The 19909-nt window shown below is 43.5% G+C and carries 27 protein-coding genes; 7 read left to right on the top strand and 20 right to left on the bottom strand.

Features of this window, described 5'->3' with window-relative positions; translation table 11 throughout:
* Window positions 1-3: 3 nt before the first annotated feature.
* From CK1_RS00850 to CK1_RS00815, 8 genes are all read right to left on the bottom strand, one after another.
* Window positions 4-390 (bottom strand): Asp23/Gls24 family envelope stress response protein, encoded by a 387-nt coding sequence (locus tag CK1_RS00850; RefSeq protein WP_015524453.1) that lies wholly within the window; start codon window positions 388-390, stop codon window positions 4-6.
* Between the two features lie 80 nt (window positions 391-470).
* Window positions 471-2060, bottom strand: a complete 1590-nt coding sequence (locus CK1_RS00845; protein ID WP_059085481.1) for a peptide chain release factor 3 — start codon at window positions 2058-2060, stop codon at window positions 471-473.
* A 77-nt stretch (window positions 2061-2137) separates the two neighbouring features.
* The gene (locus tag CK1_RS00840) at window positions 2138-2971 is read right to left on the bottom strand and encodes a SpoIIIAH-like family protein (RefSeq protein WP_353611091.1); all 834 of its coding nucleotides are present in this window, start codon (window positions 2969-2971) and stop codon (window positions 2138-2140) included.
* A 376-nt stretch (window positions 2972-3347) separates the two neighbouring features.
* Entirely contained in the window at window positions 3348-4763 is a 1416-nt protein-coding gene (locus CK1_RS00835; RefSeq protein ID WP_306288665.1) for an endolysin-like domain-containing protein, read from the bottom strand.
* A 23-nt stretch (window positions 4764-4786) separates the two neighbouring features.
* Complete coding sequence (locus CK1_RS00830; RefSeq protein ID WP_306288664.1) at window positions 4787-5209, bottom strand: tyrosine-type recombinase/integrase; 423 nt, start codon at window positions 5207-5209, stop codon at window positions 4787-4789.
* On the bottom strand, window positions 5187-5465 hold the full coding sequence (locus tag CK1_RS00825) for a hypothetical protein (RefSeq protein WP_015524452.1): 279 nt from the start codon (window positions 5463-5465) through the stop codon (window positions 5187-5189). The genes CK1_RS00830 and CK1_RS00825 overlap by 23 nt, the downstream gene beginning before the upstream one ends.
* Complete coding sequence (locus CK1_RS00820; protein WP_015524451.1) at window positions 5465-6703, bottom strand: tail fiber domain-containing protein; 1239 nt, start codon at window positions 6701-6703, stop codon at window positions 5465-5467. Before CK1_RS00820 ends, CK1_RS00825 begins: the two co-directional genes overlap by 1 nt.
* A 54-nt stretch (window positions 6704-6757) precedes the next feature.
* On the bottom strand, window positions 6758-7225 hold the full coding sequence (locus CK1_RS00815) for a hypothetical protein (protein WP_015524450.1): 468 nt from the start codon (window positions 7223-7225) through the stop codon (window positions 6758-6760).
* A gap of 149 nt (window positions 7226-7374) precedes the next feature.
* On the opposite strand from CK1_RS00815, the gene CK1_RS00810 reads away from it, so the two are divergent.
* From CK1_RS00810 to CK1_RS00795, 4 genes are all read left to right on the top strand, one after another.
* Window positions 7375-7818 (top strand): hypothetical protein, encoded by a 444-nt coding sequence (locus CK1_RS00810; RefSeq protein ID WP_015524449.1) that lies wholly within the window; start codon window positions 7375-7377, stop codon window positions 7816-7818.
* Window positions 7793-8563 carry a helix-turn-helix domain-containing protein gene (locus CK1_RS00805; protein ID WP_015524448.1) on the top strand — a complete coding sequence of 257 codons (771 nt, stop codon included), beginning with the start codon at window positions 7793-7795 and terminating at the stop codon, window positions 8561-8563. The genes CK1_RS00810 and CK1_RS00805 overlap by 26 nt, the downstream gene beginning before the upstream one ends.
* Before the next feature lie 183 nt (window positions 8564-8746).
* On the top strand, window positions 8747-9067 hold the full coding sequence (locus CK1_RS00800; protein WP_015524447.1) for a hypothetical protein: 321 nt from the start codon (window positions 8747-8749) through the stop codon (window positions 9065-9067).
* A 16-nt stretch (window positions 9068-9083) separates the two neighbouring features.
* Complete coding sequence (locus CK1_RS00795) at window positions 9084-9377, top strand: hypothetical protein (RefSeq protein WP_015524446.1); 294 nt, start codon at window positions 9084-9086, stop codon at window positions 9375-9377.
* A 183-nt stretch (window positions 9378-9560) separates the two neighbouring features.
* Here the strand turns inward: CK1_RS00795 and CK1_RS00790 are convergent, their stop codons facing one another.
* From CK1_RS00790 to CK1_RS00775, 4 genes are read right to left on the bottom strand one after another with little or no spacing between them, the layout of a single operon-like run.
* Window positions 9561-10088, bottom strand: coding sequence for a hypothetical protein (locus tag CK1_RS00790; RefSeq protein ID WP_015524445.1), 528 nt, complete (start codon window positions 10086-10088; stop codon window positions 9561-9563).
* A 4-nt stretch (window positions 10089-10092) separates the two neighbouring features.
* The gene (locus CK1_RS00785) at window positions 10093-10476 is read right to left on the bottom strand and encodes a hypothetical protein (protein WP_015524444.1); all 384 of its coding nucleotides are present in this window, start codon (window positions 10474-10476) and stop codon (window positions 10093-10095) included.
* Entirely contained in the window at window positions 10476-11459 is a 984-nt protein-coding gene (locus tag CK1_RS00780; protein ID WP_015524443.1) for a phage minor capsid protein, read from the bottom strand. The genes CK1_RS00785 and CK1_RS00780 overlap by 1 nt, the downstream gene beginning before the upstream one ends.
* On the bottom strand, window positions 11399-11863 hold the full coding sequence (locus CK1_RS00775; RefSeq protein WP_015524442.1) for a hypothetical protein: 465 nt from the start codon (window positions 11861-11863) through the stop codon (window positions 11399-11401). The genes CK1_RS00780 and CK1_RS00775 overlap by 61 nt, the downstream gene beginning before the upstream one ends.
* Before the next feature lie 122 nt (window positions 11864-11985).
* Here CK1_RS00775 and CK1_RS00770 point away from each other — a divergent pair, with 122 nt between their 5' ends.
* Genes CK1_RS00770 through CK1_RS00760 form a run of 3 tightly spaced genes read left to right on the top strand, consistent with a single transcriptional unit; the run spans window position 11986 to window position 14493 of the window.
* A complete protein-coding gene (locus CK1_RS00770) occupies window positions 11986-12651 on the top strand; it encodes a LytR/AlgR family response regulator transcription factor (protein WP_015524441.1) in 666 nt (221 codons plus the stop codon).
* A 41-nt stretch (window positions 12652-12692) separates the two neighbouring features.
* Window positions 12693-13262, top strand: a complete 570-nt coding sequence (locus CK1_RS00765; protein WP_015524440.1) for an OB-fold protein — start codon at window positions 12693-12695, stop codon at window positions 13260-13262.
* Between the two features lie 55 nt (window positions 13263-13317).
* Window positions 13318-14493, top strand: coding sequence for a tyrosine-type recombinase/integrase (locus tag CK1_RS00760; protein ID WP_015524439.1), 1176 nt, complete (start codon window positions 13318-13320; stop codon window positions 14491-14493).
* A gap of 86 nt (window positions 14494-14579) precedes the next feature.
* On the opposite strand, the gene CK1_RS00755 is transcribed toward CK1_RS00760, so the two are convergent.
* Genes CK1_RS00755 through CK1_RS00720 form a run of 8 tightly spaced genes read right to left on the bottom strand, consistent with a single transcriptional unit; the run spans window position 14580 to window position 19905 of the window.
* Window positions 14580-14909 (bottom strand): SpoIIIAG-related protein, encoded by a 330-nt coding sequence (locus CK1_RS00755; RefSeq protein ID WP_250789392.1) that lies wholly within the window; start codon window positions 14907-14909, stop codon window positions 14580-14582.
* Window positions 14878-15447, bottom strand: a complete 570-nt coding sequence (locus CK1_RS00750; RefSeq protein ID WP_015524438.1) for a stage III sporulation protein AF — start codon at window positions 15445-15447, stop codon at window positions 14878-14880. The genes CK1_RS00755 and CK1_RS00750 overlap by 32 nt, the downstream gene beginning before the upstream one ends.
* Window positions 15444-16586, bottom strand: a complete 1143-nt coding sequence (locus tag CK1_RS00745) for a stage III sporulation protein AE (protein WP_015524437.1) — start codon at window positions 16584-16586, stop codon at window positions 15444-15446. The genes CK1_RS00750 and CK1_RS00745 overlap by 4 nt, the downstream gene beginning before the upstream one ends.
* A complete protein-coding gene (locus CK1_RS00740; RefSeq protein ID WP_110103003.1) occupies window positions 16583-16969 on the bottom strand; it encodes a SpoIIIAC/SpoIIIAD family protein in 387 nt (128 codons plus the stop codon). The genes CK1_RS00745 and CK1_RS00740 overlap by 4 nt, the downstream gene beginning before the upstream one ends.
* Before the next feature lie 15 nt (window positions 16970-16984).
* Window positions 16985-17179 (bottom strand): stage III sporulation protein AC, encoded by a 195-nt coding sequence (gene spoIIIAC / locus CK1_RS00735; protein ID WP_021650700.1) that lies wholly within the window; start codon window positions 17177-17179, stop codon window positions 16985-16987.
* Between the two features lie 58 nt (window positions 17180-17237).
* Complete coding sequence (locus CK1_RS00730; RefSeq protein WP_015524436.1) at window positions 17238-17756, bottom strand: stage III sporulation protein AB; 519 nt, start codon at window positions 17754-17756, stop codon at window positions 17238-17240.
* Complete coding sequence (gene spoIIIAA, locus CK1_RS00725) at window positions 17741-18673, bottom strand: stage III sporulation protein AA (protein ID WP_015524435.1); 933 nt, start codon at window positions 18671-18673, stop codon at window positions 17741-17743. Before spoIIIAA ends, CK1_RS00730 begins: the two co-directional genes overlap by 16 nt.
* Before the next feature lie 17 nt (window positions 18674-18690).
* Window positions 18691-19905 (bottom strand): YncE family protein, encoded by a 1215-nt coding sequence (locus tag CK1_RS00720; RefSeq protein WP_015524434.1) that lies wholly within the window; start codon window positions 19903-19905, stop codon window positions 18691-18693.
* Window positions 19906-19909: the final 4 nt, after the last annotated feature.

Raw genomic sequence — 19909 nt, 5'->3', positions numbered from 1 at the left:
GGTTTACTTTCCTTTTTCGTTCTCCATATCCACGCTGGCAATATGAATATTTACATCTGCAACCTCAAGTCCTGTCATATTCTCAATAGCGGATTTAACCTTCTCCTGAACCTTCTTGCTTGTCTCAAGAATGTTTCTGCCATACTCGATATTCAGTGACAGATCCACGGTAACGACTCCTTCCAGAATGGTTACTCTCACGCCCTTGGACAGATTCTTCTTTCCAAGTTTACTTACCAGCTCATTGGTGATATTTCCTGCCATGGAAGCAACTCCATCCACATCTGTTGCTGCAAGTCCTGCAACGATCGCAACAACTTCATCTGCAATGTGAACTTCACCGATTCCGCCCAAATCCTGTATCTTATATGTTGTTCTTTTTTCTGCCATGGGAAACCCTCCTACGGATATAATATTTTTGTTCGTAATTTTATACTATTATATCAAAAAAAGTTATGAAATAAAAGGGCTTATTTACTGAATTCTGTCAGTACCAGATCAGGGTTTCTGTCCTCAACCATGCCAACACTCCATGCATTGACAAAGAGCAGCAACGGATTTCCCTTAAGGTCTGTGACTTTCTTCATATCAGAAGTTCCCACGATCTTGTCTACTTTTACAGTCTCCTTGTTGGCAATCCAGCGGATATGCTCATATGGAAGTGTTTCCAGGCGGATATCTACATTATACTCATTCTCCAGACGGTATTTCAGGACATCAAATTGCAGGATACCTACAACACCCACAATGATCTCTTCCATACCGGTGTTAAACTCCTGGAATATCTGGATTGCACCTTCCTGAGCGATCTGGTTGATACCTTTTACAAACTGTTTTCTCTTCATGGTATCGATCTGACGCACACGTGCGAAATGCTCCGGCGCGAAGGTCGGGATCCCCTCAAAGGCAAATTTCTTTCCAGGTGCGCAGATGGTATCTCCAATAGAAAAAATACCCGGGTCAAAGACACCGATGATATCACCTGCATACGCCTCCTCCACAACATGACGGGATTCTGCCATCATCTGCTGCGGCTGAAGAAGTCGCATCTTCTTGTCTCCCTGCACATGATAAACCTCTTTGGTCGCATCAAACTTGCCTGAACAGATCCTCATAAATGCGATACGGTCTCTGTGAGCCTTGTTCATATTCGCCTGAATCTTAAATACAAAGGCTGAAAAATCATCACTCATAGGATCTACCGGTCCGCAGTCTGCAGTTCTCGGAAGCGGAGAAGTGGTCATCTTCAGGAAATGCTCCAGAAATGTTTCCACACCAAAGTTGGTAAGAGCAGAACCGAAAAATACCGGTGTCAGCTGTCCTTTGCTGACCTCTTCCTGAGAAAACTCCGCGCTTGCACCATCCAGAAGCTCGATTTCTTCCATCAGCTGCTCTTTCTGCTCAGGATCCATGACATCATCTGCACGGGGATCATTAATATCAATCTCTTCTATCACACCTTCCTTGGTGCCCTTCTGTGTATCGGAAAAGGTAAGGATCTTCTTTGTATTACGATCAAACACACCCCGGAATTTCTTACCGGAACCGATTGGCCAGTTGATCGGACAGGTTGCAATACCAAGCTCTTTTTCGATCTCATCCAAAAGATCAAAAGTATCGTTGGCATCTCTGTCCATCTTATTGATAAAAGTAAAGATCGGAATGTGTCTCATAACACAGACCTTGAAAAGCTTACGGGTCTGTGCCTCAACACCCTTGGATCCATCGATGACCATAACTGCTGAATCCGCAGCCATCAATGTACGGTAGGTATCCTCGGAGAAATCCTGATGTCCAGGTGTATCCAGAATGTTTATACAATATCCGTCATAATGGAACTGAAGAACGGATGAAGTAACGGAAATACCTCTTTCCTTCTCGATCTCCATCCAGTCTGATACTGCATGGCGGGCCGTAGCCTTACCCTTTACACTTCCGGCCAGATTGATGGCCCCTCCATACAGCAGAAATTTTTCTGTTAATGTTGTTTTACCAGCATCCGGATGAGAGATGATGGCAAATGTTCTTCTTTTTTCTATTTCTTTCGTATACTTCGACACGTGAGCCTCCTGTATATTCTCTGATATCTCTATTTTACTATAACCTTTCCTATTCTAGTATAGACAAGGCTTTGCTGTCAAGGCAATTCAGTCGTAAATTCCCTCTGTATCAATAGTCTGATCGTTCTGGATATCTGCAGCCGTCTCTGCGTCCTCAGATGTTTGATCCGCCGAATCGCTTTCCACAGATGCAGCGGTATCCTGCACCTCCTCACCTGTACTTTCCGCATTATCCTCTGCACCTCCCGTATTTTTTCAGCTTCATCTGCAGTATTTATGACATCCGATGCATTTTTACTTTGACTCAGAGGCGTGATCACAATGCTCTCTGCTGCCACACCGGTTTTCCTCTTTACAATATCCTCGATCTGTGCACGTTTTGCATCCTCCAGATCTGCATCCGGCACCACAACATCCGCAGTTTCACCCGTTAGATTTACGATCACATTTTCAAAGCCCTTCGCCTCCAGAAGAAGCTCTGCAGCCGCCTCTTTTTCTGTAAGATCTGTCATGGAAACCATTGTGTTAATAGCATTCTGTTTTTCCTCTTCGCTGATGTCTTTATTACTGATGATCGCCTGCAGGTCCGCTTTGTTCTGGGAACGCACCTGCTCCCTGCTGACTTTTGCCTGTGCTGCAAAATCCGAAGCACCGGTAAGTACGGCCTCGCCCGGGGATGCGGTATCCATCACCTCCGACTGGGTTGTGCCATCTGCCCCGTTCTCATCCAGAAGGGCTGTTTCATCGGTCAGGTCATAATCCACGTCATCCAGGATACTGCTGCTGTCTGTACTCGTCTCCTTATCCTTAAATCCCAGATCCACATCTGCGAAATTCAGATATCCGGCCACAGCAATGAGAATGGCCAGCGAGGTGATGATTACCTGATTTTTCTTCATGATCTTTTTCACTTCTACTCTCCTCATTTCATTTTCATTATTCTAATTTTAATGAAAATCTTCAAGAATCCTTTGTTTATGCGGGTTTCAGGACTTCGTTTGTGACTAATTTGTGACTAACCGTGTAAATCTATATCTGTTCACAACATCGTAATTTGACGTAAAAAAGAGAGTCGGGTTTTTAGGCCCAACTCTTTTCTGACTGTCCGCTCGTGCCGCTGCTAACAGCCCCCGAATTGGGACATACAGCTCTTCCGTTCATGCACGGTGGAATCAGTCTGCACTCTTCACTTGTGCGTAGCCACACAGGATATTATACATCATAAGTTCAACCCCTGTGCGGCTGTTGATAGTATACCTTGTTCTGAAGGAAAAATCAATCAGAACGTTATTTCGTATTCGCCTTCATGTGCTCAATCACTTTCTTCCAGGTATCAATGCCGCAAGTTCCATTTGCCTTTACGCCAACATTTTTCTGGAAAACTTTAAGGGAATTATATGTGTCATTCCCGAACTGTTTGTCAACTTCCACTCCCAGCATCGCCTGAAGCATTGCCACAGCTGTACCGGAACTGCCCTTTCTCAGAATCGGAAGTCTTGTCTGGAAGGTACCGGTAAGCGTAGTTGAAGGTGTACTTACTTTTGCACCGGTGGTAACAGCAATAGCCACGTGGTGATTATCGTTCAGGAGGATATCTCCTGCCTTTAAATAGTCACCAGATGTCAGATACTTACTATCCGTCAGTACTTTCGCACCAGCAGCCTTCATTGCGGCTCTCATGTTCCGTGTCGTCAGATAGATACTGACTGCCTTGAGTTTTGCGTTATTTAAGCGATACCCAGCCCCCTTGACGATAGCTGCTGTGCTCGCACTGCAATCGGATTCACAAGCTACCGTGATCTGCGCCGGATCATAGTTACTTGCCTTTAAGTGCTGCCAGAACGAATACCGGTCATTGCTGTTTCCGGCAGTACCCTGATCGTACCCGATGAGATTGTTCTGGGCCGCTTTTGTCGCCATATCTGCAATCATGGCTGCGATTTTTGCGTCATTGAATCTCAGGACACAGAGCCACGGTCTGCTGTACCAGTTCATAATCCGATATTCTGTACCAGTCTGATCTCCTGCTTTCCCACCTGCATACCTTCCGTTTTCATCATGTCCGCAGTTACTGATTTTTACCATTGCTGTTTCTCCTTTCTGTGTCGTTCCTCTATAGTCCTTGTAGAACACATCCATATCAACATTTCCACTGATACCGGATACTTTTCCCTTACTGGAATATTGCCAACCTACACCGATCGATGGCTTCAGCCGTGTCTGGACAGTGCCATTATCATTCGCCGGATATCGTGCAATCCAACACTCATACTTCCTGAGTGCATCAGTCAGAACGTTATTATACCAGTCCAGATTGCAGTAGATACCGACCTTATAACCAGCTTTCTTCATCCTAGTCAGAAATGCGACTGCAATGTTTTCGACTGCCTGTTTACCGAGTTTTCGCTGATTAGACCACTCGAGATCATAGAACACCGGGAAGTCCAGTCCACGCCCGTTTAGTGCGGCAATCACATCTTCCGCCTCGTCAATCGCCTGTGCCGGTGTTAAAGCGTAGCTGTACTTATATCCACCGATAAGGATTCCGTTGCTCTTGCATCCCTTGTAGTTGTACTCGAATGAGCTGTCAACGCCGGACCTTTGGTGTATTCTCAAGATTGCGAATTTGATACCGGATTTAGCCACTTTCGCCCAGTCCGGTTTCCCTTGGTTGGATGATACGTCAATACCTTTAAATTCCAATTCTATCAACTCCTTTCATGATTTCATGAAACATATTTGTGGTGGCTGTAGCGTACAGATTCCTGCGCTACTTTTGCGTAAATCATAGTCGTGTCAAGTTTTTCATGTCCGAGCATCTTCTGTAAGTCGGTGACGTTCATTCCCCGTTCGAGCGCCATGCTCGCTGTTGTGTGTCTTATCAGATGCGGGTATAAGTGTCTGCCGATGCCGGAACGTTCGCCAATCTGCCGGACTATCTGCTCAATTTGCGTCTTTGTAATGCCCCGATATGGCTGACGGACGGTGGATATCACGCTGTCGGAATCACCTTTCCGGCTGAGCCAGTATTTCTTCAGAGCAACTTCGGCTCTGGCGTTGATATACGATATCCGGTGTTTACTGCCTTTTCCAAACAGATGAACTTCCTTGGTCCGAAAGTCAATGTCAGTTTTCTTCAGAATCACCATTTCCGAAACACGGCATCCGGTGCTGTAGAACAATTCCACAAGGGCTTTTACTATTTAATTCATTAAGTGCTCCAACCACCGTCTTGTTGTTCGTCTGCAAGTTGCTGATGACCGCATTGGTCAGTTTCTCAACGATCCAGTTCCAGATTCCGCTGAACGGCGAAAGCTTGTTTGCCTTCGATGTTGCGTCGTAAATCATCAGTGTGTCGTTGTCCGCCGGTGTTGCTTTCTGTGAATACTCGTTAAATTTTCCCATTATTGTAATCTCCTTTCTAACTCTTTGATATGTTTTTCTTGCTCGTCAACCTTTGCGCTAAGTTCCTGTATGGCTTTAATGGCGTAGTTGAGAAGATACGGGCTGTTAATCTGTTTAATATCCATCTCGCCGTTTTCGTCATATCCGCCGCCCAGAGCCAAGTTCGGGTCGATTTCTTCCAGTTCATCCGCCACGAAACCGATGTTTTGGTGCCATCCGCCCATCCGCTCTTTCCAGTCAAATTGACGAACTTTCATGCGATTAACCGTTTCGAGGGCGTCTGTTTCGCTGTTTTCGATGTTTTCTTTTAAGCGGATGTCGGAAACTTGTGAGGTTGTATATAAATAGTCTGTGCTAAAGCCAGATCCACCCCATTTAGCACGGATTCCTAAACGTCTGTATGTTGCCGCATCTCCGTGCTTACGGCCTGTTCCCGAAAAAAGATAGGCCACTTGCGAATCATCTGCGCTTACGGACGCTACCGGTTGTCTTTTGACTTTGCCGGATGTTTTTGCTTGATTTTCCAAGTCGTAAAACATAAGGGGTCCATCGACAGTTGCGTTTCCGCCTACGCTCAAGCTTTTGCCAATAGTTGCACTTCCATCTGTCGAAAAATTTGCTCCAAGTTCGCATCCGTCCGTAAAAAGTGAGTTTGTATTTATTCGGACTTTGTTGTTCAGATAGCGAACAATATAGCCTTCCCATTTTTTGCTCGTATCACCTTCCATCCAAAGTTCAGGCACGTTATTTTGGACTTTCTGTGCGTACAGCCCGTATTTTCCAAGCATCAGTGCATTGTAGTTGTCTGCATCTGTGTAGTCCGTATATAATCGCAATCCGGCAGTGTTAAGAGATACCATCGGGTTTCCGGTGTTCTTGTTAAGTACGACATATCCGGTATATCCTAATCTCGATATCTGATTTCCGTCAGCATCGTAAATCTTCAACTGACCGTTTCCATTATTCGTGCCGCCAAGACTGATGACGCCACCTTTCATGGCATTGAATGAGATAAACAGTGTCTGGTTTCCACTTTCATCTTTTTCGTAGTACAGACCCTTGAACTTCCCATCATCTGACAGGATATCGACTATCTGTTCCTGTGTCAGAGACGCCACATCAACCGCAACGGAAAAAGTCTGGTAGTCCGCAAGTTTGGTTTTTGACTGGTCAAAGTACAACGACACCTTCAGCATGTCGTGTCGGCTTATTGTGCATGTAGTATATAATACTGCCATCCTGCTGTGGCTCTTGCGTCATATACAGACCGCTCGAAGAACGGAGTGTTTCAGCTAGTCTCTGTATAGCCTCTTCTCTTGCGGATTTTCTTTTTGCACCATCTGACGTGCCGCAACTATAGTTTTCGTGCTATTCCCGTAAAAGTCACTGCTGCCTCTGATTGGATCATCGGCCTGTGTCTTAACTGTAGTCAGGCCGCCCACGTTACCTGATACATCTGTCAGAGGAGTAAGGTACTTATTCCCTAATCGGTCGTAAGTGTACACCATGTCTCCAAACTCGACGAGCGGGTTGTACACCAGATCACCCTCAAGATTCCGGAATCGTGCTCCTGCAATCTGTTCGCCGATAATATTCGCCACTGTCTGAAGCTGATCGGTATCAATCAGCTCGTTCTCAAGTTCGAGGATGTACCCTTGCTGTACTGGTTGAGCTGGCATCTGGACAGGCTGTTGCTGGAACTGATTCATCTGCCCCGGAACGCCAAAACTATATTGATAAGGATTGTTATATAATGCCATCTTATGCACCACCTTTCTGATTATATTTTTGCATAGATATATCGATCTAAAAAGTTCAAAAAAGTACCAAAAAAGTATTGACTTATCACTCATTGAGTGGTATTATAATATCAGAAAGAGGAAATAAGAAAACTAAGGAGGAAAAGGACATGAAAAAATATAATTTAGCGGTAATAATGAAAAGAGCATGGGAGTTAGTTAAGAAAATGAGAATGTCTATTTCCTCTGGTCTCAAGAAAGCATGGAGGGAAGCAAAGAATATGTGTAAAGAATTACCGGAACTGATTGGTAGTCCAAAGCAGATCGCCTGGGCTGAGGATATCCGTAAGAAAATGATCGAGTATGGAAACAGTTGCATTAATTTTCATGAATCCAAAGGTAGAAAGAAAATGCCGGAGCGCATGAAAAAAGCCATGGAAACTATTTACGAGATCAAAGAAGCAAAATGGTTTATCGAAAACCGTTATTGCGCTTACAGTCCAAGAGAATTAGACGTTGAATTAAATAGCGATATTGATTGCGAAAACAATATTTGCGAAAGAAAATTTAAAGAAGCTTTGAGCGATTATGAAGAAAAGATGGAGCGGAAATAAGATGTTAAAAAAATACGATTATGAAGAGTTTTTGAACATGGTAAAACACGATCTTGAGAATCAGGAGAAGTCAAATCTTTTACCATTTGATTTTCCAGATAATGCAGAATTAATTTCTCCAATCAATGATAAGGAAATAATTGATACAGTGTATCATCTTCTGTCAGTTTGTAGTAATGGTTATAGTGATGTATCAATAGAACTAGATGCTAAATATAATATGCGTTTTTGGAACAGGACATATAAACAGATTGGAATTTTATTTCCAAATCTTAAAATAGAACAAGTATATAGTATAGTTAGATATGTCAGAACTAGATTTATCTATGATGAAATGAAAAGAATAAAAACTGACACAGGAAATTTATGTTCTTATGCTGTTTATTCTGATTCAGATGAAAAGTTTGCATTAGATGAACAGCGCTCAAAAATATTTTTGCAGCAAACCTGGACAGAAGAAGGCAATGAGGTGTTCTATTTCAGGATCCTTCCGTCCTCGATGGGATTCTTTTCTTATCAGGTGAGAGAGGAGGATGTTTTTCCCGAAAAAGTTTCTTCAAATCCTCTTGATTTTCACGAAATCAGAACGTTATCTGGACTTACACAGCAAGCTTTTTCTGAAAAATACGGTATTCCTAAAAGGAGCATCGAAAACTGGGATGGTGGCAAACGCAATCCTCCAGAGTATGTTATTAGTTTGCTTGAGAGAGTTGTAAGAGAAGATATTAAAAAAATAGAAGAATAATAAAAATAGCCCAATTTATAATATCGCAGATTACTATGTTTATCAATAAAAGTAAAGCTCCAGGATTTTTTCTTGCATGGAAATCAATTTTAAAACAGCTCAAAAAAGTATTGACATATCACCCGTTGAGTGATATTATAATATCAGAAAGAGGAACAAGAAATTATTTAGGAGGTAAGCGTTATGAAGTATAACAAATCAGAAATCATGAAGAATGCATGGAGTATCGTAAGACAGTGTAAATGCACTATTTCTGTAGCACTTAAAAGAGCATGGGAAAAAGCCAAAGAAGATCTCAAGCTTGCAAAACTTGGCAAATATTTCAACGCTTGCCTTGACGGACGCGAAGTTCTTTTTAATCTTGGCGATGGAGTCGTTTCTGGAAATACTTTTTATTGTAGAAAGACTTTAAAAGAATTTGGGCTTAAATGGAATCCAGACGAAAAATACTGGTATGGAAGTCCTGAGAAAGTTGAAGATATCGTGAGATATCGCATTTTATAAAAAGGAGGAAAATATCATGAGAATTAATGGAATCGGAATTATCAATAAGAAAGAGGCAATGTCTATTTTAACAAAAGAAGGACGGGAATCCGTTAACGCTGGAGAAATCAGTATGGAAGAACTTGGAGCGATGTACAAGCTCGAACAAGTCAAGAAGGCTTGCAGTATCGGTAGATGTTCTGATACATTCCGAGCAAACTACAGCCGTATTCCGGACAGCTTAAAAGAAAAGCTTATGCCGCAGGAACTGGCGGAGCTTACAGTGGCGTTTTACAAATGTTACGGGGACGGGAAAAATGCGAAAGAATAAAGAGCCGAAAACCAGCTCTTTACACTTAAAATTATTGTTTCAACCCTCGGCGACCGGAATTGTTGGTCACTCCACTTACAGAACATCCTCTGCAAGCGACAACGATATTATACCATAATGATGAAAAAATTAATAGTCTTATTGCAAAAAAGCCCTTGGATAATCTCCGGGGCTTTTATCGTATCAGCATACTTTGATTATTTTATTATTCACCCGGCGGCTTAATCGTTTCGCCGTGGATATACTCACATTCATCTGTTCAGCGCAGTATTCGAGCGTATATTCCTTGCATCTCAGTCGGAATAGCTTTTCTTCGTCCGGCGTGAAATTACACTCTGTCAAAAATCTATCTATATCTTTCTTAGTGAACACATATAATTTCATGAGCATACCCCTTATTAATGCAATTAACGCTGATTCTGTGCAAGATACTCCGTGAGTTTCTGTTTTGTTTTTTAACTCCTCGACATTGTTCCCACTGATTTGGCTATCCAGCATAGTCGATAACACTTCCAGGATTAATGAGTCACGTTCTGCAATTCTCTGAAGACTTTCATAATCTCGCTTGTCATGTTCTTCCAGTGTCTCTACTCGCTTATTAAGTCTGAACGCCGGTGTAATCCACTTAAAGATTACGGCTGCCGCCCCTCCGACAATGGACACCCCTCCACAGATAGAGAGGAAAATCTGTACAAATTCTGATATGCTCATTTAGCTACTCCTTTTCCCAGTAATATACTGGAATCTCATTACCGGAATCCCATGTGTCAAAATATTTGCCATCTTGCACTGTCACCACATGACCATCTATGCAGAGAATGTATGTGCCTGTCGGATGGTCTGTACAGAAGTCGTTGACTGTATAGATATATCGCTCTGATTGTTCAATCAGCTTGCGTCTGTATCCATGCTTATACAGATACGCTCCCCAGACATAATTTGCACTTGGCATATCTGACAGAGCACACGCCTGTATCATTAATCCAGCGAATACCGTTTCCCAGTCGAACCCGGTTGCTTTACATATTGCCCGGACAGCACAATCTCCGGTTCTCTTACCCTTAATAGGATTAGGATTGAAATATTCCCATCTGTCCATCAGTCAATCCCCTTTGCTGTTTTATATCGTTTTGCCGCTCCTCTGGCTTTTGCGGCGTTCTGGCGGTTCCATTTCGCTATCATAAGGCGGTCTTGCAGTTCTCTTAGGTCGTTCTGCTCGCAGTAATCTTTGTATGCAGCATTTTGTTTCTGTAAAAGATAAGACTTCCGGTCAAGGTCTTGCTGGAGTGCGAATTTCGCCTGTTCGTCCTTGCAGTTATCAACCGCTGCTTGCATTCCGAGGACTTCGCGCTTCGTTTTTCGGATTCTCCGCTCATAAGTACGTTGTCGCTGTTCTTTTTCATACTGTTTACCTTTATCAGCTTTATCCTGTGCTGATAGTTCTGCATAGGGGTTGAATTCTCCATCACTTGCCCCAAAGCTATGCCGGCAGTTGACCCCTGACAGTCCGCTTGCTGTTCCGTATCCGGTCAATGAGAACGGCGGAAACTTCTTGCTCTTACCAGAACGAGAGTATATCTTGCCTTGCCACCATGAGTGATTGCCCGGATTCTGGCCGCCGTCACCCGTTCTGGCTCCTATGTGAGCACTGACTAGAACTAAATCCCAGTCCATTTCTTCCATGCGTTTTAGGGATATATCTCCCGTAGCCTGTGCCACACCAGTTCTGACAGAACGCGCAACTGCGGTTTCAATCGTGTCTTTTCTGCCAGATGGATATGTGACGGTGACACCATCTGATACAACATTATTAACTGCCTCTTTGATGGCTTGCGTATACCCAACCGCTCCAGTCATTACATGATTATATGCAAGGTCGCATTGTTCGATATAGAGCCTCTGAGCGGCACTTGCGGTGGTTCGTGTGAAATTCTTCCACTCACCCATAGTCGCAAGCATATTCCGTTCCATGAGCCTTATCATAGCTGGAGACTGCTCAAGCGGTACAGGACTTAACCCTGCTATCCAATGATTATTCGTGCATTTTTCAACCATCTCAATAATCTCTTTCTTATAATCCATAAATAACCCTCCCTATTGCAATTACCACCTACATTACAGTATATGTCCGGTTTTTGGGAAACAGAACCGAACATTCGTTCATTTTTTGCTATTATGCCACTAATGTTCGCCCTTGGAAACTGCCAGATATACACCGATATGTTTATGATTGCATAGAAATTATTCGTAACATCAAAAATATAGTCTTTTCTGTTTAGTGGCAGGGCGAATAAAAACGGCAGCATGGTCTGCTTTATTTCATGGGCGCTATTTTTATGTAGGGTAAAAGATCTGTACGCATTTTGGACAGAATACACTTCTGACTCTTCACGGATATAATCGTCTACACACATTGGTAAATAAACAATGTAATTAAGCAAAAGCACAGCTCCTATTATAATTAGTATATTTTTGATTATTTTCATTTCATAAATCACCTAAAAACGTTTATTTACAACTAAATTTAACGATGCTATAATAAAAATAACATATTTAAACACTCTTTTTTGCAAATGGCGAAAACAATGTTTATAAGGGAATGATTTACATGAAAATTGCGATTTGTGACGATGATAATTTACGGATTGAGATTTTCAAAAATAGCATTGACCGATATCTAAAAGAGCATGGTGATGGTGGATATACATTAACCACCTACACCAGCGGAAAGCCTTTGATCGACGATGTTACAGATGGTGAATGGTATGACATAATAATTCTTGATGTCTCCATTAACGGAGAAAATGGCATAGAGATTGCCAAAAGATTAAGAAAAATCGGATACTATGGAAATATCACTTTTTGGACAGAACGCAAAGAATATGTATTTGATGCACTTGATGTGCTGCCGGTTCATTACATCATTAAAGGCTCTGAGCATGGAAGAATGTATTCAGTTGTTGAGCAGACGCTTGAAAATATCCGTGAAAAAACGCTTACTATCAAGAACAAGGACTACTTTCACAGAGCTGAATTCCGGCATATTGAATACATCGAAAGCCAGAACAAATACATAATGATCCATTGCACGTGCGGAATATCACACAAGGAACGAGGAAAGCTCAATGATATCGAAAAGAGTCTTGACGGAAGATTTTTGCGCTGCCACCAGAGCTATATAGTTAATATGGACGAGGTAAGCGAAGTAAGCCATTTTTTACGATGGTATCTGGCGCGATCGTCCCGATCAGGCAAAGAGAACTTGCAAAAATAAGAGAAAAATATGAAAACTACGTCATTGGAGGGAAATAAAGCATGAGCGAAGAGAAAACAAAGAAATGCAAATATTGTAAAACAGAGATTCCGGCAGACGCTAAAGTTTGCCCGCAGTGCCGAAAGAAATTAAAAGGCGGAAAGCTTAAATGGGTTGTGCTGATAATCCTTGTTGGAGCGATCATCGGAGCTGTAGCTGGTGAAAGCGATTCGGAATCAGATAAAAGCACAGCAACCGCTACTTCTTCAGAAAAGAAAGAAACTACTACTAAACAAAAAGAAGAAGCTGCGCCAATCGAGTACACTACTGTTTCTGTTAATGATATGATGTCCGATCTTGATAGTAACGCCATGGGTGCATCTGATAAATACAAAGGTAAATATCTTGAGATCACCGGAAATCTCAGTAACATTGATGCCTCTGGAAAATACATCAGCCTCACAGCCGATGGCGACTTTGAGATTATTGGCGTACAGTGTAATATTAAAAACGACGAGCAAAAATCAAAGGTAGCATCTCTTACCAAAGGCGATAAAGTAACATTAAAAGGAAAATGCACAGATGTTGGAGAAGTCCTTGGATATTCTTTTGACATTGACGAGATTGAGTAAACCAGACTAGCTCCTGCTTAACGGCAGGGGCTGTTTTTATACAAGGAGGAAAATCATGGCAAAAAGAAAGAAATACCCGAAATTGCCAAATAGTTTCGGCTCTATCCGCTACCTCGGCAAGGGTCGAAGAAACTGCTACGCAGTTCACCCACCGGCAACGATTGACACAACAGGAAAAGCAATCCGTCCACCTGCGATCTGCTACGTTGACGACTATCTGAAAGGGTTCGCCGTTCTGACAGCTTACAAAGCCGGGACGTACAAGCCGGGTATGGAAAAAGAACTTGAGATTGCCCCTACAACGGACGCAGATGCCCTTATAAGCCGTATTTTGTCGGACTACAATACATTTAAGGGCACAGAGGAAAAACACCCGGAAATGCACAAATTGACGTTCTCAGAGGTATATGAACAATTCTACGCATGGAAATTTCCAGCCGGAACAAAAGCGTCCTATAGCTCGATGGAATCATACAAAACAGCTTACTCAAACTGTAAAACATTACACAATCGCACATTTGAAGATTTAAAAGCCCCCGATTTACAAAACGTAATAGACAAATGCACTCTTAAGAAGCAAAGCAAAGCAATTATATTAACCCTCTTTAAGCAGATGTATAAGTATGCCATTTACTCAGAAATTGTGTCGGAAAACAAGGCTTTATATGTAAAAGTTAACGCAAATGATGATACGGAACATGGCACACCTTTTTCGGATGAGGAATTGCAAATCCTTTGGAATAACACCGATGATCCAGAAGTACAGCTCATTCTGATCATGTGCTACTCTGGATGGAGAATTGGCGAGGTCCTGAAGCTTACGACCAATCTTGAAGAGAGATATTTCCAGGGCGGCATCAAGACCGCAGCCGGAAAAGACAGGATCGTTCCAATCCATCCGGCTATATATGAGTTTGCAAAGGACAAGGTCCTGACGCAAAACGGCAGGCTCTGCATCTATTCCCAGACGCAACACCGAAACGCCCTGTTCTACCCTACACTGGAACGATTGGGGATAGTCGGCGATCCGAAGCACACGCCGCATGATTGTCGACACGCCTTTTCCGCCCTGTGCGAAAAATATGGCGTCCGGGAGAACGACCGGAAGAGGATGTTGGGACATTCGTTTGGAAACGATGTCACGAACGCTGTGTACGGTCACAGAACCCTGGAAGAACTCCGGGCAGAGATTGAAAAGATAAAAGTCCCATTTGTGACTAACTGTGACTAACCGTTCCTATTTTTATCTTTTTTAAACTGTCTTAATTACTCTAACAAAAGTCTGCAAAGCCTTGATTTTACTGGCTTTTCCGCATTTTACAAGGGATTTCGCAAAGACATTTTCTTTAATCTAATTTTATTAGCGTCGATCTGAAATAATGCCATAATTGCCTGCTGAATATTCTGGACTGTCACTGCGCTGCCTGCTCCCTGGGCCGCCACCAGCACACCGGTAACTTCATTTTTGCTGCTTATGGAAAAGTTTTCCGTATTTCCCTCATCCCCGGTCATAATGATCACTTCCACTTCTCCGACTCCTTCCACATTGGAAAGCAGTTCCTCAAGGCGGCTCTCCAGGCGGGTTTTCTCCGCATTCTGATCCTCTGCTGTTTTACTATTCTTTCGGGTTACCGGAAGTCCTGCCACCAGAAGAAGGATTCCCAGAAGAAGGAAAACTCCCCACTCCTTCCATCCCATCCTCAGAAGCCAGGATCTGATACTGTCCTTTCCTGAGTCCGCAGATTCTTTCGAGCTCATTTTTCACCGCCTCCCTCTGTTTTTCTGTGACTGTTCCATAAAGTGTTATGGTCAGCTGAAGCTCTTTCTCCATATCTACTTCTGTTTTTGCCGAAAAAACCCCTTCTTTCCTGAGGATACCCTGAACCTGATCCTTCAACTCCTGTTCATATGCTCCTTTAAGAAATGTTTCCCTTATTCCTTCTGCTTCTGTCTTCATACGTACCTGTTCTTCTCTCCCATAATTATTGCTGAATCCGGACAGAAGTTCTTCACTTTTTCCCACTACGGCAAATATAGGCGTACAGATCAAAAGCACCAACAGAAGCCCCATAAACAGCCGTATATACTGCTCATAACGCTTATCAGGCAGAATATGCAGAAGTGCTGTAGTAAGTACATGAAAAAAAGCCAGGCTTTTCATCCACTGATAAAGTTCTGTTCTCATCCCAAGCCTCCTCCTGCCATCAGGATCAGAAATGTAAGCATACATAAAATTTCCGCAGTAAACAGGATTCTCATCAGAAGTGCACATCCCTCTGCCATGGTGCCAAAGGCTTCTACCAGCCGTTTGTCTGATACAGGCTGCGCCGCAGCCGCCAGAAAGCGATAGGTCAGTGACAAAAGTCCATATCGGACCAATTGCCCCGCCCCCACCGCCAGGATCACCAGTAAAAGCGCAATGCCCAGACTGTTTCTTACAAGAACAGCTGTGGTAAGGACCAGTTCCGTAACTGCATTTACCGCGCTCCCAATCCCAGGAAGAGCACCTGCAGTTTTTCCCACAGCACTCCGCTTCAGAGAATCCATTACCGGAGCTACAAGCCCACGCACCACCTGCAGTCCTGCTGCCACTCCAAGTAATGTCCGAAGCCCCCAGGAAATCACAGTCTCGATCAGCTCAGCCATTTTTCCCAGCATTTCTTCCCTGGAAAGATGATTCACAAATCTCAGAAGAATATATAAACTCACTCCGGGAAGCAGTACTCGTTCCAGGATCCATTGAAAAAGCCACACCAGAAGCAGTACTCCCTGATAAAAAGCAGCTGCACTGGATGCACCTGACGCTGCTGCCACTGCCATAAAATACACCGGTGAGAGTTCCTTCATAAACTCCGTGATCCACGCAAGCATTGAAAGCAGTGATGCACTCAAACCGGAAAAATTGTTCATCAGAAGAGTAAAAACAAGAAGATACACCACATAAAAACTGATTTCTCCCACCTGCCCGTTATCAAAGGCACCGGCAAACCCGGAAAAAACGGCAGCGAATAACAGCAGAAGCAACAACTTCACGATCAGCTCTTTTTCTCTTTCAATACCATAAAAAAGGAGACTGTGCAAAAATTCCCGCACACTCTCCTCCGAAAGCACCTCTTCCCCTGACAACAGTCTGTGAAACGCTTCTGTAACAGAAAATGTTTTTTCTCCAAGCATCTCATCTACCATGGACTGCAGGTCGGTAAGCTCCATCTGATCTGTGATCTGTTGTTCCGCCGAAGAAGCATAAACGATCACACCGCCAAAACAGTTTATAACTACAGCCAGAAACAGGGCTGCACAAATCTCTGACCAATATCTTTTCATGCAAGAAATCCCTGTATGGTATCCAACAGTGCCAGAAGAACCGGCATACTTAAGACCATTACAGATAACCGGCAGAACAGTTCGATCTGTGCACCAGTGGAGGAATATCCTGCATCTCTGCATATACCGGATGAAAATTGTCCGATATAGGTGATCCCGATCATCTTCAGCAAAGTAGTAATATAGCTTCCATCAATCGGAAGACTCTGTTTCAGTCTCTCCAGAGACTGGAACAGATAGCTGATCTTCCCTACCACTAATCCCAGTATCACAAGACCTATTCCCATCGTAACAAGGCTTACATACTCCGGTGCGCGGTCTTTCAGAAGAATCCCCAGAAGAACCCCTGCCGCTCCCAGAACAGAAATCTTCAGAATATCCACGGTTCTTTCCCTCCCCTACAGTACAAAAAGCTGCTGGATATTTTTAAAAAGCTCATAAATATACGGCACGATCCAGAACAGTACTAAAAGAAGTCCTGAAAAACTCACCAGAAAAGCCTGTTCCTCCCTTCCGCTATGTTTCAGGATCTGAGAAAGAACAGAGACCAGGATCCCTACTGCACCGATCTTAAATATGATACTGACCTCCAAATGATCCCTCCTTTTCTTCTGAAAGCCTGTCCCTCTTACTACTGTCTGATAAACAATACTATACCAGGAGAACCGCAAGCAGCAGGCCTCCAAGAATCCCAATTCCCTGGTACAGTTTTTTCTTTCCGGAAACCTCCGCTTTCCGCTTCAAAATCTCTGCTTCCAGATTATTTTCATACAGGGAAAGCTGTCGCATCTGCATTTCCAGATCCATATAGCCCAGATATTCTCCGAAAGAAAAAAAGCGTCCTTTTCCCCATGGGTAAGGCAGCTTTTTTTCAGGGCGCTTTCCGCACATTCCCTGCATATCTGTGAAAGTTTTTTCTCCTGTTCCCGCTTTCATCCTGTCCGCGGCACTGATGAGAAACTCTCTGTATTTTCCATTCATTCTTCCTGCTGCTCCATAAAAAGCATCCGGCAGTGATGCATTCCCGCAGCGGATCTCGCCTTTCAGGCAGATCACCATCTGAAGCAGTTTTTCCAGTATACGAATCTGCTCCGAAAGTCTCATACTTCCGGAAAATCCCATTCCGGCTCCTGCCGCCACTACCAGAATACATCCTACAATCCGGTACATAGGCATTTCCCATTTTCATCATAGATTCCTTCCACGATTCCTGCACGTTCATGCTTTCCCAGAAAAATATATCTCTGGAAAACCCGCGCTTCCCACAATTTCCGGAAAAACGGCTGGGATAATGTTTCTTCCATGGAAGCTCCATGTGCAGTTGCGATCAGACGACATCCACAATGGATAACTGATTCCACAGCCTTGAAATCTTCTTCTTTTCCAAGTTCATCCACAGCAACCACAACCGGCGACATTGACCGAATCAGCATCTGCATCCCTTCTGCTTTCGGACAGCCGTCCAGGATATCCGTACGCATTCCAAGGTCATTCTGAGGGATCCCCTGATAGCATCCGGCCAGCTCACTGCGCTCATCGACTACTCCTACCGTAACACCAGAAATATTTCCCCATCCATTACTCATCTGCCGGATGATATCCCGAAGAAGCGTGGTCTTCCCACATCTGGGCGGAGAAACGATCAAGGTATGCATGATCTGCTCTCTTGTCTGGATATATGGCAGCACTTCTTCTGCACATCCCTGGATCTCATGTGCCAGACGGACATTGATGCAGGAAATATATTTCATCCCACGGATACGGTTTCCGTCCAGGATCACCTTTCCGGTAACTCCTACACGATGCCCACCCTGTACACTCAAAAACCCCTGGCGAATCTCATCTTCATAAGCATACAGGGAATAGCCGCTGACATACTCCAGTGTTTCCTTAAGATCCTCCCGCGTAACCAGATAAGGTTCTGTATCTTTTTGCCGGAGGAAACATTCTCCCCCATCATAAGTGAGGAACAGAGGTCTTCCCACGCGGAGACGTATCTCATATAATTTATCATAATCAAGGTCTGCATCCACCAGAAGCTGGCGGACATTACTGGCAAACAGGTTCTGGATCTGGTTTGCGTCCATGTTTTCACCTCTTACACTTAAATATATTGCGGACATGCCGGATTTAGTACCTGTTGTCTTTTTTGATGCTCTCTCGTTTTTTCTTTATTCCGACAGAAAAAAAGACTTTCTTCTTCGTCATAGGTCTCCATCTTCGAAAGATTCAGCTTCAGGACCCGATCCACAATATTTACGGAGGACGCACGGTATGCATAGGCACAGGATTCAAACATCACATAAAGACTGTCACCCTCCACCACGATCTGTTCCAGTCGTTCCGGAAAACGATAAGTTCTGGCAGAATTCTCGTTTACATACAAACGCTTATCGGATTGTTCATAAAACACCAGCCTGGATGGCAGGATTCCAAAAGAATGAGAGATCAAAAGCTTATCATTATAAAAAGCAATTCCCTGAACCTGCTCCGATATGGTGGAATAATCCAACGGAACTGCCATTTCAAAATCCATGCCCAGTTTCTCGTCCATGGTATTGATCAGTTTTCCCTCTTCGTCAACTCCGTATCGTGCAATTACACTTTCGTTATATTTTTCAAAGCAGCCTACATACAGACATCCCTTATAAAAGGTCATAAAAGAATCTCTCACGATCCCATAAAGACTGACTATCTGGAAAGTATCCACCGGCAGATGGCTGTCATCATAATCGTAGGCTTCTATTGTATCCATCTTTATACTCACTGCCTGTGCGATCCCGTTGATATTGGAGGAATACCATAATAACTTATGCTCCGGGTCATAGGCAAGTCCTCCCACATGAGGCTGTCCAGGCAGTATCACTTCTTTAATAAAATTATGTTTTTCCTTATCGATCACATAAATGACCGAATTATGTTTCTGTGTGCTGCAGTAAGCGCTGACCAGCACATAATCCTCTGTAACCGCCAGTCCCTGAGGCGTCATGGACGTACACATGGCAGGAGTGGCACCCTTTTTTGTGAGCAGCGTTCTGGTATTCTTCAGCCCGGGAATGACATATGTTCCATATTCCTTCTCTTTTTCTCTCCCATCAAAGGCAAAATAAGAGAAATCCTCTTTCTGGGAAAGCATCTGTTTCTGTCCCCGCAGTGTATACACTGCAGCACCTCGGTTTGTCACCACAGCTTTTGTGGGCAGCTCAGTTTTTGCACGGTAAACAAATGCATATAAAAAATAACATATGCACAGCACAAAAACAACTGCCAGGATCTTCAGAATGAAAATCCTGAAGCTGCGTTTCATCTCTTTGTTCATTTCA

Source organism: Ruminococcus sp. SR1/5, from assembly GCF_000209835.1.
GTDB lineage: Bacteria > Bacillota > Clostridia > Lachnospirales > Lachnospiraceae > Blautia_A > Blautia_A fusiformis.
This window is presented reverse-complemented; position numbering and strand designations above follow the sequence as displayed.